General features: G+C 64.4%; 18 protein-coding genes and 1 tRNA gene. 10 read left to right on the top strand and 9 right to left on the bottom strand.

Annotated features, from left to right (window positions below; translation table 11 throughout):
- Positions 1–3 precede the first annotated feature (3 nt).
- Positions 4–624, bottom strand: a complete 621-nt coding sequence (locus tag ACZ60G_RS05695; protein WP_465807593.1) for a TetR family transcriptional regulator — start codon at positions 622–624, stop codon at positions 4–6.
- 183 nt (positions 625–807) lie between these two features.
- Between ACZ60G_RS05695 and ACZ60G_RS05690 the strand changes: the two genes are divergently transcribed.
- From ACZ60G_RS05690 to ACZ60G_RS05680, 3 genes are read left to right on the top strand one after another with little or no spacing between them, the layout of a single operon-like run.
- Entirely contained in the window at positions 808–1,866 is a 1,059-nt protein-coding gene (locus tag ACZ60G_RS05690) for a ferredoxin reductase (protein WP_465807591.1), read from the top strand.
- A 21-nt stretch (positions 1,867–1,887) separates the two neighbouring features.
- Positions 1,888–3,036, top strand: a complete 1,149-nt coding sequence (locus ACZ60G_RS05685) for a fatty acid desaturase family protein (RefSeq protein ID WP_465807589.1) — start codon at positions 1,888–1,890, stop codon at positions 3,034–3,036.
- A 42-nt stretch (positions 3,037–3,078) separates the two neighbouring features.
- Positions 3,079–3,345, top strand: coding sequence for a hypothetical protein (locus ACZ60G_RS05680; RefSeq protein ID WP_465807587.1), 267 nt, complete (start codon positions 3,079–3,081; stop codon positions 3,343–3,345).
- Here the strand turns inward: ACZ60G_RS05680 and ACZ60G_RS05675 are convergent, their stop codons facing one another.
- A complete protein-coding gene (locus ACZ60G_RS05675) occupies positions 3,346–3,882 on the bottom strand; it encodes a DUF4254 domain-containing protein (RefSeq protein ID WP_465807585.1) in 537 nt (178 codons plus the stop codon).
- Positions 3,883–4,214: 332 nt separating this feature from the next.
- On the opposite strand from ACZ60G_RS05675, the gene ACZ60G_RS05670 reads away from it, so the two are divergent.
- Positions 4,215–4,601: a hypothetical protein gene (locus ACZ60G_RS05670; RefSeq protein ID WP_387291246.1), complete on the top strand. Its 387-nt coding sequence runs from the start codon at positions 4,215–4,217 to the stop codon at positions 4,599–4,601.
- 167 nt (positions 4,602–4,768) lie between these two features.
- On the top strand, positions 4,769–5,443 hold the full coding sequence (locus tag ACZ60G_RS05665; protein WP_465807584.1) for a DUF4389 domain-containing protein: 675 nt from the start codon (positions 4,769–4,771) through the stop codon (positions 5,441–5,443).
- A 36-nt stretch (positions 5,444–5,479) separates the two neighbouring features.
- On the opposite strand, the gene ACZ60G_RS05660 is transcribed toward ACZ60G_RS05665, so the two are convergent.
- The 3 genes from ACZ60G_RS05660 to ACZ60G_RS05650 all read right to left on the bottom strand — a co-directional run bounded on the left by ACZ60G_RS05660 (position 5,480) and on the right by ACZ60G_RS05650 (position 8,152).
- Positions 5,480–6,343 carry an ABC transporter ATP-binding protein gene (locus tag ACZ60G_RS05660; RefSeq protein ID WP_465807637.1) on the bottom strand — a complete coding sequence of 288 codons (864 nt, stop codon included), beginning with the start codon at positions 6,341–6,343 and terminating at the stop codon, positions 5,480–5,482.
- Between the two features lie 128 nt (positions 6,344–6,471).
- The gene (locus tag ACZ60G_RS05655; protein WP_465807582.1) at positions 6,472–7,305 is read right to left on the bottom strand and encodes an ABC transporter permease; all 834 of its coding nucleotides are present in this window, start codon (positions 7,303–7,305) and stop codon (positions 6,472–6,474) included.
- Complete coding sequence (locus ACZ60G_RS05650) at positions 7,298–8,152, bottom strand: ABC transporter permease (protein ID WP_465807580.1); 855 nt, start codon at positions 8,150–8,152, stop codon at positions 7,298–7,300. Before ACZ60G_RS05650 ends, ACZ60G_RS05655 begins: the two co-directional genes overlap by 8 nt.
- Positions 8,153–8,303: 151 nt before the next feature.
- Between ACZ60G_RS05650 and ectB the strand changes: the two genes are divergently transcribed.
- Complete coding sequence (gene ectB, locus ACZ60G_RS05645; protein ID WP_465807578.1) at positions 8,304–9,596, top strand: diaminobutyrate--2-oxoglutarate transaminase; 1,293 nt, start codon at positions 8,304–8,306, stop codon at positions 9,594–9,596.
- Here ectB and ACZ60G_RS05640 read toward each other — a convergent pair whose 3' ends face one another.
- Positions 9,597–10,256 carry a L,D-transpeptidase family protein gene (locus ACZ60G_RS05640; RefSeq protein WP_465807576.1) on the bottom strand — a complete coding sequence of 220 codons (660 nt, stop codon included), beginning with the start codon at positions 10,254–10,256 and terminating at the stop codon, positions 9,597–9,599. It lies immediately after the preceding gene.
- 118 nt (positions 10,257–10,374) lie between these two features.
- Between ACZ60G_RS05640 and ACZ60G_RS05635 the strand changes: the two genes are divergently transcribed.
- The 3 genes from ACZ60G_RS05635 (at position 10,375) to ACZ60G_RS05625 (ending at position 12,141) form a co-directional block, all read left to right on the top strand.
- A complete protein-coding gene (locus ACZ60G_RS05635) occupies positions 10,375–10,749 on the top strand; it encodes a VOC family protein (protein WP_465807574.1) in 375 nt (124 codons plus the stop codon).
- Positions 10,750–10,903: 154 nt separating this feature from the next.
- Complete coding sequence (locus tag ACZ60G_RS05630) at positions 10,904–11,383, top strand: DUF4383 domain-containing protein (RefSeq protein WP_465807572.1); 480 nt, start codon at positions 10,904–10,906, stop codon at positions 11,381–11,383.
- A gap of 155 nt (positions 11,384–11,538) precedes the next feature.
- Positions 11,539–12,141, top strand: a complete 603-nt coding sequence (locus ACZ60G_RS05625) for an Rv1733c family protein (RefSeq protein ID WP_465807570.1) — start codon at positions 11,539–11,541, stop codon at positions 12,139–12,141.
- Between the two features lie 12 nt (positions 12,142–12,153).
- Here the strand turns inward: ACZ60G_RS05625 and ACZ60G_RS05620 are convergent, their stop codons facing one another.
- Together ACZ60G_RS05620 and ACZ60G_RS05615 are read right to left on the bottom strand one after the other, a co-directional pair.
- Complete coding sequence (locus ACZ60G_RS05620) at positions 12,154–12,735, bottom strand: hypothetical protein (RefSeq protein WP_465807569.1); 582 nt, start codon at positions 12,733–12,735, stop codon at positions 12,154–12,156.
- Between the two features lie 88 nt (positions 12,736–12,823).
- A complete protein-coding gene (locus ACZ60G_RS05615; protein ID WP_465807568.1) occupies positions 12,824–13,774 on the bottom strand; it encodes an FAD-dependent oxidoreductase in 951 nt (316 codons plus the stop codon).
- A gap of 83 nt (positions 13,775–13,857) precedes the next feature.
- On the opposite strand from ACZ60G_RS05615, the gene ACZ60G_RS05610 reads away from it, so the two are divergent.
- Positions 13,858–15,282, top strand: a complete 1,425-nt coding sequence (locus ACZ60G_RS05610) for an amino acid permease (RefSeq protein ID WP_465807566.1) — start codon at positions 13,858–13,860, stop codon at positions 15,280–15,282.
- Positions 15,283–15,564: 282 nt separating this feature from the next.
- On the opposite strand, the gene ACZ60G_RS05605 is transcribed toward ACZ60G_RS05610, so the two are convergent.
- Positions 15,565–15,638, bottom strand: a tRNA-Arg gene (locus ACZ60G_RS05605).
- Between the last annotated feature and the right edge of the window lie 177 nt (positions 15,639–15,815).

Below are 15,815 nucleotides of genomic sequence, written 5' to 3'. Positions count from 1 at the left end.
TCGCTAGCGCTCCTTGGCGGGCAGCCAGGCGGCCATGCCGAGTGCGATGAGACGGACCTGGCGGATGGTGCGGTCGATGATCGCGGGTTGGTCGCGCGGGGTGGCGGCGACGTAGTCGGCAATGCAGTCGGCGACCGTGGAGACGATCAGGTCGGCGGCCAATTCGAGGTCGTCGGGGGACCAGGAGTCCAGGTCCGGAATGCGCGATAGGTCGACGACCAGTTCGCGGACGATCAATTGCAGTTCGAGTGCGATGGCGTGTTGCAGGGCGGCCGAGCCGCCGCGGCGTTCGCGGGTGATGAAGCCGAAGAGTTCGCGTTTGGTGGCGACCTGACCAAAAACGAACCGCACGGTCTCCGAGAGTCGGGCATCGGGCGTGCGGCGCAATTGCCGCAGAGCCAGGCGCAGCGCCCGGATGCCCTCGTCGACCAGGGCCGCGCCGAGATCGTCGAGTGAGGCGAAATGCCGGTAGAACGCGGTCGGGACGATGCCCGCGGAGCGGGCGATCTCGCGCAGGCTCAGCGCACCGAAGCCACGTTCGGCGGCCAGCGCGAGCGTGCCGTCGAGCAGGGCCTGTCTGGTGCGCTCCTTGCGCTCGCCCCGGGTAGCTGCGGTCTCGGTCATCGCAGTGAGCATACAGCCGTTCACCATTCGTCTATTCCTAGGATGTAGTTCGGGTCACATCAGTTCCTGGTTGACACTGGCCCCGGTCCATCGGTCACACTAGTTGAGTGTACAGGCGTGCACTGAAATCTTCGCCGATGAGGGTTCAGGAGTACGCCGCGGCCCGAAAGCAGAGGCAACCGCATGGTGGGACTCATCGACCTGGTGCAAACCCTGACTACACCGCACCCGCTCGACCGCTACCTGGAACTCGTCCGCCCCACGCTGACGGTTCGGGAGTTGCGGGCGGAGATCACCCACGTCCGCCGCTCGGTGCCAGGGTCGGTGACGCTGACCCTGCGCCCCACCCGGCAGTGGCGCGGCCACGTCGCGGGGCAATATGTGCAGATCGGCGTCGTCATCGACGGCATCCGGCATACCAGGTGCTATTCACCGGTCAATCCGGCGGGGCGGCGCGATCGGCACCTGCAACTGACGGTCAAGGCGCATCCGGGCGGCCTGGTATCGCAATATCTCTACCGCAACGCCGTACCCGGCATGGTGGTCAGCTTGGAACCGGCCGCCGGTGTCTTCCAACTGCCCGAACCGCGCCCCGAGCGGGTATTGCTGATCAGCGGCGGCAGCGGCATCACCCCGGTGCTGTCCATGCTGCGCACGCTGGCGGATGAGGGCTATCCGGGTGAACTCGCCTTCCTGCACTATGCGAAATCGCCGGAGACGGTGCCGCATCGGGCGGAGCTGGAGGCGATTGCACAGGCGCACAAGAACTTCCGCATCGAACTGCGCTATCCCGGCGACGGCTCCGGCCATTTCGACTACGACCAACTCGAATCCGTCGCACCATGGTTCGCCGACGGCGAGACCTACGTCTGCGGGCCCCAGGGCCTGATGGACGCGGTGCGCAAGATCTTCGAGGCAGAGCAGTTGGACGCGCGGCTGCACACCGAGGAATTCACCCTGTCCAGCACCCCCGTCGACGCCGACGAGGCCTTCGGCACGGTCAGCTTCTCGGCCAGCGGACGCAGCGCGGAGAACAACGGTGCCGTCCTGCTGGAGCAGGCCGAGGCCGCCGGATTGACACCGGAGTACGGCTGCCGGATGGGTATCTGCTTCTCCTGCACCGCGGTTCGGCGCAGCGGCTGCACCCGCAATGTGCGCACCGGCGAGACCGACAGCGATCCGGATCAGCCCATCCAGCTCTGCATCAACGCGCCCGTCGGCGACGTCGACATCGATATCTGACAAAGCAAGGGGACCAAAGCAATGACGATTCTGACCGAAACGAAAGACGGCCCGCTGGTACTGAGCCCGGACCAGGTCGAGGAACTCGGCCGGGCCCTCGACGACCTGCGCGCCCGCGTCGTCGCCGATCTCGGCGATGCCGACCGCGAATACATCTACTCGATCATCAAGGCGCAGCGTGGTTTCGAGATCGCCGGGCGCGGCCTGATGTATCTCGGCTTCCTGCCGCCGTTCTGGCTGGCCGCGGTGGGCGCGCTGAGTGTGTCGAAGATCCTGGACAATATGGAGATCGGCCACAATGTCATGCACGGCCAGTACGACTGGATGCGCGAGCGCGGCCTGAATTCCCGTGAGTTCGAATGGGACACGGTCTGCCCGGCGGACCAGTGGAAGCATTCGCACAACTACATGCACCACACCTTCACCAATATCCACGGCATGGACCGCGACATCGGCTACGGCATCCTGCGCATGGACGAGGCTCAGCAGTGGAATCCGCTGCGACTCGGCCAGCCGCTCTACGCTTTCGCGCTGATGGTGCTGTTCGAATGGGGCGTGATGGGCCATGACCTGGAGGTGGAGAACATCATCCGGGGCAAAAAGAGCTGGTCGGACGTCAAGCGATTGCTGAAGGGCCAGTGGCGCAAGGCCGGTCGGCAGGTGCTCAAGGACTACCTCGTCTTCCCGGCACTGACCGGTCCGCTGTTCGTCAGCACACTCGCCGGAAATGCCACCGCCAATCTGGTGCGCAACCTCTGGGCCTTCTCCATCATCTTCTGCGGCCACTTCCCCACGGGCGTACAGACGTTCACCGAGGAGGAGACCGCCGAGGAGACTCGCGGTGAGTGGTACGTCCGGCAGATGCTCGGCTCGGCCAATATCACCGGCAGCAAGCTGTTCCACATCATGTCCGGGAATTTGTCGCATCAGATCGAGCACCACCTCTTCCCGGATCTGCCCGCGAATCGCTATCCGCAGATCGCGCCGGAGGTTCGGGAACTGTGCGAGAAGTATGGATTGCCGTACAACACCGGTTCGCTCGGTAAGCAAGTCGGATCGGTCTGGCTGAAGATTTTCAAGCTGGCACTGCCGCCGTTCTTGGTCGGGAAGGAGTCCACGCCCGGTGTTATCGTGATGCGACAGCGGAACACAACCGAAGTGGGCGTGTGAATGATCGGGAAATTCGAAAGTAACAAGGATCTAATTCAAGAATTGACTTCCTCTGGTGCAAGACATGTCGGAAATATTGCGAATATCATCACCGGCACCGTCGCGGAAGTCACCCGGGAGATCGGTGAGTGGATCACCGACGCCATCGAGATGAACGAGGCCGCGGCCGCCGCGCGCAACGATGCCGCGGCGCAGCAGGGGAATGATCTCGTCGACGAGGCCGACGTGTCCTATGACGCGGAGGTCGAGCCGAGCGCGTCGTTCGTCGAGGCAGAGGTGGTCGAGCCGGAGGCGGAAAACCCCCGATGATCACCACACCGGCAGCCTGCGCCGGTGCTCGGTCACATCGGTGATCAGGTCCTTGTAGCCGTCGGCCAGTTCGGCTAATCGGCTCCACTGCAGCTGGGCGTCATCGTCCAGCTGCAGTGGATGCGGCGGCCCGGCCGGTGCCGACATACCCAATGCATGTTGTGCCGCAACCCATTTCGCCGCCATTCGATCGATGACCGCGCCCAGCGTCTCGGTGTGCAGCGAGGCGCCGGCGCGGTGCTCCACATTGCCGGCGACCCAATTGTCGATTTGGCCGACCAGTTCGGTTCGGTGTGCGTCGAGGTCGTCGACGAGTTGCAGGCACTGTGCTACGCGGCCGCTCGGCGCGTCCGGCGCATGTGCGGCCTGCAGGGCATTGCGCCTGCGTTCATGACATTCGACCAGTGCGCGTCCCGCGGCCAGGACACGGTGACGGTGTCGATTCGGATCGTCGGGTTCGCGAAATGCACGCAGTAGCGCCGATGGTGATGGCAGCTCGTCGGCTTCGATACGACCTGCTGCATATTCGGTAGGCATGGTGCACGCCCCTGCGGTGGCGATGGGTGTGTTTTGGATGCGCCAGGGCCGAGGAGGATTTCGGGGAGGGGCACCCCTCGGCTCCGGCGCAGCCCCGCAGCCGGATCGCCCTCCACACAGTCCACCAGCACGGCAAAGAAACCGGGAAATCCGCGACGATGCGATGAGGAAGACGGCCCGAGAAAATCGGGACCTTTTCAGGAAAGCGCGATAGTCGAATCGGCGCAATAGAATGGTGTAGAAACAGATGAGCTGCCGGGAAATCGTTATGATCCGTTACGGATCGGTCACATAACTGCCGACTTTCCTACCTTCGTGAAATCGCTGAGCGCATGGGCAGCAACCACTTCCGGCGAGGCGCGCGCACGACGCCGTTCGATCGACTAGCCTCGGTGTTCGTGCCCGCCTATGTGTCTTCGCCCGAGTTGACGTTCGGGTTCATGTTCGCGCTGGAAGATCCGGAGCGAATCGCCGAGGTCGTGCGCACGCTCATCCTCCGCAAGACGGTGTCGGTGTTTCGGCTCGCGCGCCTGTCCGACGACGACGGACCGCCCGAACGCTATGTCGTGAACTGGGCGGTGATTCCGCAGATCTCGATCACCACCAGCGCCCCCGACCCGGACGAGCTGGAGGCCGGTCAGATCATGCTGGTGAACGCCTTCCTCGGTGAGGAGGGCGAGGTCAGTCTGTACTCGGCCCAGGGGCAGGCGCCGAGCTGAGGCGTGCGGCAGGGCCGTTGCGGCACTGCGCGATTCGCCACGACGGCGGCCACCTTTTCGTTGGCGAGTCGGTATCGGAACGTGGTCCGACCGCATGTCCGATACGGGACAATCGGGACATTCCACTCGTTGTCGAGGCATCGAAGCACCTGGAAGGAGCATCGATCATGGAGCCCGAGAACACCGTCGCCGTCGCTGCCGCGGCCAATCCGGTTCGAGTCCGAGGAGATCTCGATCCCGCGCTATCGCGCTGGATGTGGCTGGTCAAATGGATCCTGGCCATCCCACACGCCATTATTCTGGTATTCCTGTACATCGCGTACGTGATCGTCTCGGTGGTCGCATTCTTCGCGATTCTGATCACCGGTAACTATCCGCGCGCACTGTTCGACTTCAATGTCGGCGTCATGCGATGGGGATGGCGGGTCGGCTTCTATGCCTACTCGGTGCTCGGCACCGATAGGTATCCGCCGTTCAGTCTGCAGTCGGATCCGGATTATCCGGCGGATCTGGAAATCGACTATCCCGAGCAGCTGAGTCGCGGTCTGGTGCTGGTGAAATGGTGGCTGCTGGCCATTCCGCACTACCTGATCGTCGGTGCGATATTCAGTGCGGGTATGGGCGGCAAGTACGGCTGGGGCGGGTTCACGCTGGCCAATGTGCTGGTGCTGGTCGCAGTGATGGCATTGCTGTTCACGGCGGTATATCCCAAGGCCGTGTTCGATTTCCTGCTCGGCCTGCACCGGTGGTCGATCCGGGTGGGCGCCTACGCCTCGCTGATGCGTGACGAATACCCGCCGTTCCGACTCGACCAGGGCGCTCGCGAACCCGAAAACAACTGAATATCAACCAAATCGGGAGCCGGACAGCGGCGTCGGTCACCAGGCGGATTCATAGATCCGCCGGACCACGTCCTCGATGTCCGGCTCCTCTATGGACAGGTCGCGCACCTCGGCTCGATCGGACACCGCGGCGAGAACCTGTGCGGCGGTGGTTGATTCGGCATCGAAGGCCAGTCGCTGACGCATGCCCCCGCCCTCGCTGGTCAACAGTTCGGCTCTCGGCAGATCGTCGAGATTGCGGGTCGGTTCGGCCAGATCGACGACCAGCACCCGCCGCGCGCCCACCCGCACCGCCAGACCGGTCAGTGAACCGTCGTACACCAGACTGCCGCGGTCGACGACGAGCACCCGGTCACACAGCCGCTCGATATCGCCCATATCGTGCGTGGTCAGCAACAGCGTGGTGCCGCGCTCGGTGCGTTCGGCGCGCAGGAACTCCCGTAGCCGCTGTTTCGACAGCACGTCGAGGCCGATGGTCGGTTCGTCGAGAATGACCAATTCGGGGGAGTGCAGCAGCGCCGCGGCGACCTCGGCCCGCATGCGCTGGCCGAGCGAGAGCTGCCGCACCGGAGTGTCCAGCGTCTCGGCCATCTCCAGTTGTTCGACCAACTCGTAGGTACGTTTATGCGCGACATCGGATTCCAGCCGGTGGATCGCGGCCAGAATCGAAAACGATTCGCGCAGTGGCAGATCCCACCACAGCTGGGAGCGCTGCCCGAAGACCACCCCGATCCGGGCGGCGAGTTCGCGCCGCTGCCGCACCGGATCCAGGCCGCAGGTGCGCACGGTGCCCGAGGTGGGGACCAGGATGCCGGTCAGCATTTTGATGGTGGTCGACTTGCCCGCCCCGTTCGCGCCGATATAGCCCACCGCCGAACCCCGTTCGATGCGAAACGTCATCCGGTCCACCGCGGTGAGCGTTTCACGGCTGCGTCGCCAGCGCTGCCCGTTATTCCGATACAGAATGAATTGCCTTGTCAGGTTCTCGATCTCGATGATCGAGTCCGATAGCTCACTGTCCGCCACGCTTATCCGCCGCCTCCCTGATAGTGCCGAGTGCCTAGTCGCCACAAACCCAACGCGAGCAGCCACACCCACAGCGCCGCCAACGGTGCGCACCAGGCCAGCCAGGGCGGCAGCAGCGGTGGGCCGGGTAGGTGCAGCAGTGCGATGGTCGGTAGATACGCCGTGAAGGCGACCGGAATGGCGAAGCCGAATACCAGCTTCAGCGATGTCGGAAATACCGAAGCCGGTTGCATGGCGGCGAAGGAGCCGCCGTAGGTGAAGCTGTTGGTCAGTTCCGCACCGTCGATCAGGTAGAACTGCGCGCCGGCGGCGCAGACGAACACGCCGCCGAACAGGGCGATGCCGCTGAGCAGGGTCATGACCAGCAGTGCGAGAGTTTGCGGACCCCAAGCGAGATCGTTGCGAACGAGGCCGAGTCCGAGCACGATGATCGCCACCGAGGCGCGGGCGAATCGGCGCAGCGAGATGTCACTGGTGATGAGCTGCAACAGGAGTGGCTGGGGTCGTAGATGATAGGCGTCGAGCACGCCGAGCCGGATGAGTGTCGGCAGTGAATCCAGGTGCCCGAACAGCACTTGGGCCAGTGCGAATCCGGAATTGCTCAGGCCGAACAGCAGTAGTGCCCCGTCCAGATCGAGCCCGCCGAGCACCCGGACATTGTGGTAGATGACCCACACCTCGGCGAATTCGACGATGCCGATCAGGAAGGCGCTGAATACTTCACTGGCGAAGGACAATCGGTATGCGCGCTGGGCTCGCATTCGCGACCGCAGCACCGCCGCGTAGGGGGTGAACCAGGTACCGGCCGGTACGGGCGTATACGGGGGCTCAGCCACCCTGCACCTCCAGCCTGCGGCGCCCGGCCACCAGCAGCGCCCGGCCCACCGCACCGACCGCGAGTACCCAGAACACCTGTGCGGCAACGACCGTCACGGCATCCATCCCGGTGACCCGACCCGACAGGATGTCGATCGGTGACTGCAGGATCGACGGGAACGGGGTGGCATGCGCGACGGTGCGCAGCCATGCCGGGAACATGTGGACCGGCACGAACAGCCCGGCCAGAAACGTGCCGCAAATCTGGTATAGCACTCGGAGCCCGCGGGTTTCCACCACCCAGAATCCGATCAATCCGACGGCGAAAAGGCATAGGAATGACAACGCTACGGCTAACACCACGCTGACCAGCCCGAGCACGTAGGGCCCCGGTGCGCCGGGCATGACGAGCCCGAAGGTGAGCATGCCGACCAGTACGCTCGGCACGCCGCGCGGCAGGATCGTGCACGACGCGCGGCCGAGATCGATGGCGAGATAACTGAATTGAACATCGACCGGACGCAAGAAGTCGATCGCGATATCGCCGTTTTTGACCCGATCCACCAATTCCAGTGGTGGTCCCATGAATTGGGTCGCGCCGAGCAGGGCCTGGGACAGCCAGACGTAGGCGCCGATCGATCCCGCGTCGTAACCACTGAAGCCGCCGGATGCGCGCACCGCGGCCATCATCACCGCCGCGCGCACGAATCCGAAGACGCAGTTGGTGAACAGACCGGCGAACATCGCCAGTTTGTACTGGGATTGGCGCCGGAAACCGGCTCTGGCGAGGTAGAGGTACAGCCGGGCGGTCCGGAGTGCGTGCAGTGCGGCTAGCTGCGATCTGTTGCCCTCCACACTGCCGCGCACAAACGGTTAACTCTACGGTGCGTCGGGGGACGCGCGGTAGTTAAGCGCGCGATTTTTGGAAAAGTGCGACAAACCCGCTGCACCAATGTTAGAAACACAGTCACTTCAGATTTGCCCCGTGGGCGCTCGCGCACGACAGGAAGGAATGTCGATGACTGTCGCCGCTAGCGACTGCTCGCAGGTCGCTCGAAACAACACTGAGATGACCGTTTTCGAGACGCTCGAGTCGAATGTGCGCGGGTACTGCCGGGCTTGGCCGACGGTGTTCGATACCGGCAGCGGCGCCTGGCTGCGCGATGAGAACGGCAAGGACTACCTTGACTTCTTCGCGGGCGCGGGCGCGCTCAACTACGGCCACAACAATCCCGTGCTGAAGCGGGCACTGCTGGACTACATCGTCGGCGACGGGATCACGCACAGCCTCGACATGTCGACCGTCGCCAAGCGACGGCTGCTCGAGGCCTTGCGCGACACGATCTTCGAGCCACGCAGTCTGGACTACAAGGTGCAGTTTCCCGGTCCGACCGGCGCGAATGCGGTCGAGGCCGCGTTGAAGCTGGCGCGCAAGGTCACCGGACGCCAGACCGTTGTCAACTTCACCAACGCCTTCCACGGGATGTCGCTCGGCGCGTTATCGGTGACCGGCAATGCCGCCAAACGCGCGGCTGCCGGTGTGCCACTGCCGCATGCGATGCCCATGCCCTACGACGGCTTCCTCGATGCGGCCGACGACCTGCGCTGGATGCGGCGGGCCCTGGACGACTCGTCCTCGGGGTTGGACAAACCCGCCGCGGTGATCGTGGAGACGGTACAGGGTGAGGGCGGGGTGAATGTCGCACGCTCGCAATGGCTGCGGCAGCTGGCCGAATTGTGCCGAGCGCGCGGAATTCTGTTGATCGTCGACGATGTGCAGATGGGTTGCGGACGGACCGGTGGGTTTTTCTCATTCGAGTTCGCGGGCATCACTCCCGACATCGTGACGCTGTCGAAATCCATCGGCGGGTACGGGTTGCCGATGGCGCTGGTGCTTTTCAAGCCCGAACTCGATCAGTGGGCCCCCGGTGAGCACAACGGCACATTCCGCGGCAACAATGCGGCATTCGTCACCGCGCGGGTTGCGCTCGAGCACTACTGGTCCGATAGCGCGCTGGAGATTTCGACGGTGGCCAAAGGGGAGCGCACGGCGCGCGCGCTCGCCGAAATCGCGGCGGCGTTCCCTGGTGTCTCGACGCGCGGGCGCGGGCTGGTGCACGGCATCGTGTTCGCGGAAGCGTCGCGCGCCGGCAAGGTGTCCCAACTCGCCTTCGAGCGCGGGCTGCTCGTGGAGACCTCCGGTTCGGCTGACGAGGTGGTAAAGCTGTTGCCGCCGTTGACAATCAGCGAGGACGAATTGGATCGCGGGTTGTCGCTGCTCGCCGGTGCGGTGGAGGAGATCTGCGGATAGTCACTTGCTGCCGATATTGATCACCGGGTGCGCGCTCGGATCCAGCCATCGCATAACGGCTTCGAGGTCGGCAGCCGGGATCGATACACACCCAGCGGTCGGGCGTCCGGTCTCGACATGGAGGAAGAAGGCCGAACCCGCGCCCGCGACGACGGGCTGACGGTTGTAATCGATCACCACGGCATGTTCGTACGCCGGACCGGCCTGGCCCAGGTTCTCGCTGGCATGCTCATCGAATTCGCAAGTGCCGGTGGCGCATTGCGCGTAATGATTGTAGCTCGGCGAGCCGGTATCGGAGACCCACCAGTCCTGTACACCGACCTGGCGATAGGGGAGTCGGGTGCCGTCGTTCGGTGCGATCCCGAACGCCTCGCTCAGCGTCCACACACCGGCGGGAGTATGCGCCGAGTCCTCGCTGGCTCGGCCGATGCCGTCGCGCCCGACATAGGCCCGCAGCGGACCGATAGCGGCGTGCCAGCCACCTGAAATGCGTTGCCACGCAGTCAGTGTCGCGGTGCTATCGGCGGCGTGCTCGGCGACGACGGTGACGACTTGGTCGGCATCGCCGTGGTACGGCAGGGGCAGATCGGACCTGGGTGTGCTGGTGCACGCGGCTACGCCGGCCAGCAGCGCGATGAGCAGCGTTATGCGTTTCGACAAATGAAACCTCCCGACGGGCGTCGACCCTAATGCAGATTCCGCCCATACCACTGCATGCGGATTCGAGTGTCCGCGCGCGGGTACGCGATGAGCATTTCCGCGACATACAGGAGGTCGAATGATGGCCGACGGCAGCGTCGGAAGTCTGCGCACTGTCGTGCTGGATTGCCCGGATCCGCCTGAGCTGGCCGAGTTCTATGCCCGGCTGCTCGGCGCCGAGCCGACCGATGCGCCGGATGACACTTGGGTCGTCATCGAAGAACCCGGCGGCAGGCGCTTGGCGTTCCAATACGCGCCGCAGTATCGACCACCGCGTTTCCCGGATCCGGAAGCGTCCCAGCAGGTGCATTTCGATGTGCTGGTGGACGAGATCGAAGCGGCCGAGCCGAAAGCGCTCGCACTCGGCGCGCGCTTGGTGCAGGCCAATGACGACAAGCAGTTCCGTGTCTATGCCGATCCCGTCGGACACCCCTTCTGCCTCATTTGGCTGTAGGGGCCGGTCTGCGCGCTGGACCTGCGGGTTTATTCGTTTGTCTACACCGCGCACGGGTATGACGCAGGTGACTGCCACAAAACCGGCAGTCATCGAAATCAGTCGCACGAAACGGGTGCCTGTTCGGACGCCTGGTTCGGGAGAGGCAGTCACCATGGCCGCGCATCACGCGCAAACCTCAGCCGCGCATTGGACGCCGCTGCGCATCGCGGCGGCGGCGGTCGGCGCGGTGTTCCTGGTGGTCGGCGTGCTCGGCTTCATACCGGGCATCACCACGAATTACGACAGCATGGAATGGGCCGGACACAGCTCCGACGCCCAGCTCCTCGGGTTGTTCAACGTCTCGATCCTGCACAACATCGTCCACCTGGTGTTCGGCGTAGCCGGCTTGCTGGCATCACGCACAGCGCTCGCATCCCGGGCGTTCCTGCTCGGCGGCGGCATCATCTACCTGGTGCTGTGGTTGTACGGGCTGGTCATCGACCAGCACAGCGATGCGAACTTCGTCCCGGTGGACACCGCCGACAACTGGCTGCACTTCGCCCTCGGCGTCGGCATGGTCGCCGTCGGGGCGGCGCTCGGGTGGTCGGGCAGCAGAAGCGTAACCGGGTCACCGCGTCCGTCGATTCAGTAGGTATGAGCCGATGAAGCCCGCTCGGACGTGCGCCGAGCGGGGTTCGACCATGTTCCGGGCTTCCGCCGGTGCATCAATTGGCGAGTCGGGGGAATGCCCGGGATAGGAGTCGCGGTTGCTCGCGGGCTCCGTCGTAGGAGGTGATGGAGGTGTCGGTGTCGCCGACGTGGCCGGTGCGGAGCTGGCGGATGCAGCCCTGGAATCCCAGTCCGCTGATGCGGGTCTCCGATCGGGTGGAGGGGTTCGTCCGCATTCTGGCCGTCCTGGTACTGCTGATCGCGGTACCGACCGCCGCGGCGGCCGGTACCGCGGCCTATAGCTCGGCATCCGAACGGATCCACACCGAAAACGCCACGAAAATCGTTGTGACAGGGACCATTGTCGGTACCCCGGCCCGGGTCGCCGCACCTATCGCGGACCGCAACGGAACGGTGCGCGATCACTTCGAGGCGCAGGTGTTCTGGACTCACGACGGCAAGTCCGGCACCGCGACCGTCGGTGTCCCCGATGCCGCCGAACCCGGCCGGCCCGCCCCCGTCTGGCTGGGCCCGGACGGAACACCGACTGCCCCTCCCGAACCGTCCAGTGCCGCCGCCGTGCACGGCGTCGGTGTCGGTATCGCCGTTCTACTCGAAATCTGGTGCGGCGCAGCCGCAGTCGTCTGGTCCACTACGTGGGCGCTGAACCATCGCCGCCACATCCGCTTGGACCGGGAGTGGCGTCAATTCAGCCACCCCACCGGTCAGGGCAGCCAATGAGGGCCTGTGTGATCACTTGCTCAGGGCCTTGCCGCCGTTCGGAGCCACTGCGAACCAGGTTCCGCCGACACCTTGCCCGAGCAGATCACCCGGCTTGGTGTCTTTAGAGAAGTAGTACACCGGCCAGCCGCCGATGGTGATTTGGCATGCGCCGTCGGCACGTTCGATGAATCCGACGGGTTGAGGATCGATTCCCGCGGCATAGAGCACCTGGTCGCGGGTCACGGTCAGCGGCGGCCAGGTCACTGCGCACTGTCCGGAGCAGTTGGATACCGACGGTGTCGCCGTGTCCTTGTCGAACCGGTACAGCGACCGGCCGGATCCGTCCGAAACATACTGTCCCACAGTAGGATTGCTGGTCACGCGGAGCTGTACCGCATTCGCGGTACCGGCCGGCGCGGTGCCGTCGTAGATCTTCAGCCAGCCTTGCGTTTTCGCTACCGCCGGTGCCTGTCCCACGACGGTGGCCGCGGTCGTCTGTGCCACCGCCTCGGCACCTTTCTCGCCACCACAGGCGCTCAGCAGACCCGCGAGAACGATAGCGGCGGCCGCGATCGGCACGGTGACTTGCTGAAAACGTCTGGCTGAATTCATCTTTCGAACCCTTCGTCGCAATTCGACGATGCGCGGATCGCAACTCGTCCCCCGTACTACGAGCCAACGCGACTATTGGTTCAACCGCTCACAGCGTATCGATGAGCGCCGACACCTCGCGGGCGCAACCGTGGGCGATGGTGATGCCGGAGCCGCCGTGGCCGTAGTTGTGGACCACGGGAACCGATGACGCGTCGGCCTGGGCGATCTCCAGTCGGACTTCGGCGCGACCCGGCCGCAGTCCGACGACTGTTTCGATAACCTCCGCGCCGGTCAGCTGCGGTACGAGATCTCGGCATCGACGCAGGATCGACTGTGTCAGTTGCGGATCGGGGGTGCGATCCCATGCGCCCGTCTCCAGTGAGCCACCGAGAATGCAGTCATGGGTGCGGGGGTGGACATACGCGCGTCCAAGGGGGTGTGCTTCGTCACGTACCGACACCGAGATGCCAGGATTGGTGATGCGCACGATCTGGCCTCGGATCGGATAGACCTCGGCGTCGTCGGCCAGCGGACCGGCACGCAGACCCGCACAGTTCACGATGACATCGGGCGCCAGATCGTCGAGCTCGTCCAGACTCCGGATCGTCCGCCGAATCCAGTACGCGCCCGCTTCGCGAACCTGAGATGCCAACCACGGCAGGAAGATCGGCATCTCGAGCAATGGAACGGCGAACCGGAACCCGAATCGGTAGTGCGGCGGGAGTTCGTCCGCCCGCGCCCGCCGGAACGCTCGGACGGCCTCGGACCAGGACGGTGTCGCCGGTTCGTCGCGATAGACGGCGAGCGATTCACACATGCGCGCGCCAGGGGTATCGGCTCGCGCGAGTCGTTCCAGATGGGTGAACGTCTCGACGCTCCAAGCGGTCACACGATCGGTCGGCCCGACCGCGGTGGGGAACCACACCGCGGCGGCCAGAAACGATGTCGTCGAGTCGATGGGCTCCGCGCTCACCACCACGACATGGTGCCCGCCGCGCAGCAGTTCGAATGCCGTTGACAGGCCGACGATTCCGGATCCGACTACCACCGCTCGCACGGCGAATATTTTACCACCATTGAGTGTACCGCTATTTGACGATACATTATTCAACGATACGATCCGGGAGCGCGGGAGGCACTGTGGCTGACGTATTGCATGACGAGGACGTCGGGTATCAGAAGAGTCTCCGCCCGCGTCAGTTACAGATGATCGCGATCGGCGGCGCCATCGGGACCGGGCTGTTCCTCGGTGCGGGCGGTCGGTTGGCCAGCGCCGGTCCCGGGCTGGTTCTGGTCTACGCCGTATGCGGAGTTTTCGTCTTCTTCGTGCTCCGCGCGCTGGGCGAGCTGGTATTGCGCCGTCCGTCGTCGGGGTCGTTCGTCTCCTACGCCCGCGAGTTCTACGGCGAGAAACTCGCGTATGCGGTCGGCTGGATGTATTTCTTCCACTGGTGCATGAGCGGCATCGTGGACATCACGGCCATCGCCACCTATGTCCACTACTGGTCGGCCTTCGGCGCGATTCCGCAGTGGGTCATCGCGCTGATCGCGCTGGCCGTGGTGGTGGCGATCAATCTGGTCTCGGTGCGCTGGTTCGGTGAGCTGGAATTCTGGGCCGCGCTGATCAAAGTTATCGCGCTGGTGAGCTTTCTGGTGATCGGCACGGTCTTTCTCGTCGGCCGCTTCCGGATCTCGGGCGAAAGCACCGGGCCCGGTGTCCTGCGCGATCACGGCGGCCTGTTCCCGGCCGGGATGCTGCCGTTGGTCGTCGTCACTACCGGTGTCGTATTCGCCTACTCCGCAGTGGAATTGGTGGGCACCGCCGCCGGAGAGGCGGAGAATCCCGAGAAGATCATGCCGCGCGCCATCAACTCGGTGATCGCACGCATCGCCGTGTTCTATGTCGGTTCGCTGGTGTTGCTCAGCCTGCTGCTGCCCTACACCGCCTTCCGTGCGGGGCAGAGCCCGTTCGTCACGTTCTTCGCCAAAATCGGTGTGGACGGCGCGGATTCCGTCATGAATCTGGTCGTACTGACAGCGGCATTCTCCAGCCTCAATGCGGGCCTGTACTCGACGGGCCGAATCCTGCGCTCCATGTCGATGAACGGCAGCGCCCCCGCCCGCGCCGCCAAGCTGTCGGCGAACGGGGTTCCGTACGTTGGAATTCTGGCCACCGGTGCAATCGCCCTGACCGGCGTCGGACTCAATGCGGTAGTCCCCGAGCAGGCTTACGAGATCGTGCTGAACATGTCGGCCCTCGGCGTCATCACCGCCTGGGCGGCGATCGTCCTGTGCCAATTACAACTCTGGCGCTGGTGGCGCGACGGCCGCGCGACCCGCCCCACATTCCGCCTGATCGGCACGCCCTACACCGGCATCGCCACCCTGGTCTTCCTCGCCGGTGTAGTAGCGCTGATGGCGAGCAGCGGAAGCGCCGAACAGCGCAGCGCAATCATCGCCGTACCGCTGATCATGGTTCCGGTCCTGGTCGGTGGCTGGTTTCTCAGGCGACGAACCACGAGAGCGCCAGTCCAGACGGCGGCGGACTCCGAATCGTCTCAATAGAAACGCTGTCGGATCACGGCGAGTCGCTGAAGAACTTTGATTTTCCCCGTTTAAGGGGTGCTCTGGGGTGGTATCTATCCCACGGCAGGCCGTGACCTCTGCATACTTCGGGCTACTCGGACGGGGAATCGGTCACACACGTGACAACTGAATCGGTGAGTTCCTAGGTGTTGACTTTGGGGACGAGCCCTCGAACTTGGATCCGCGGACGGTCGACAGAGGGTGAGACGACGTGCGCGGTACCCGTCTGCCCGCAGAAACGCGAACGGACGGGCTGCGCGGCGCCCCCGGCAGGAATCGAACCTGCGACCTAGGGATTAGAAGGCCCTTGCTCTATCCAACTGAGCTACGGAGGCAGTGGGTTCCACCATGGCCGACATTGGCCGTGCTGTCCAGCGCGCCAAGTATAGCGACCGTCCAGATGGCTAGGTTCTTAGCGTCAGCAACATTTCAGCCACCTGCCGTGTGTGGGCCAAGCGAGTCGCGGCATGATCGACATCGCACCTCCGATCCGTTAGCCACCATATCGGCCC

The organism is Nocardia sp. NPDC102475, assembly GCF_055584605.1.
Note: the sequence above shows the minus strand (reverse complement) of the source record. Positions and strands in the feature narration are given on the sequence as shown.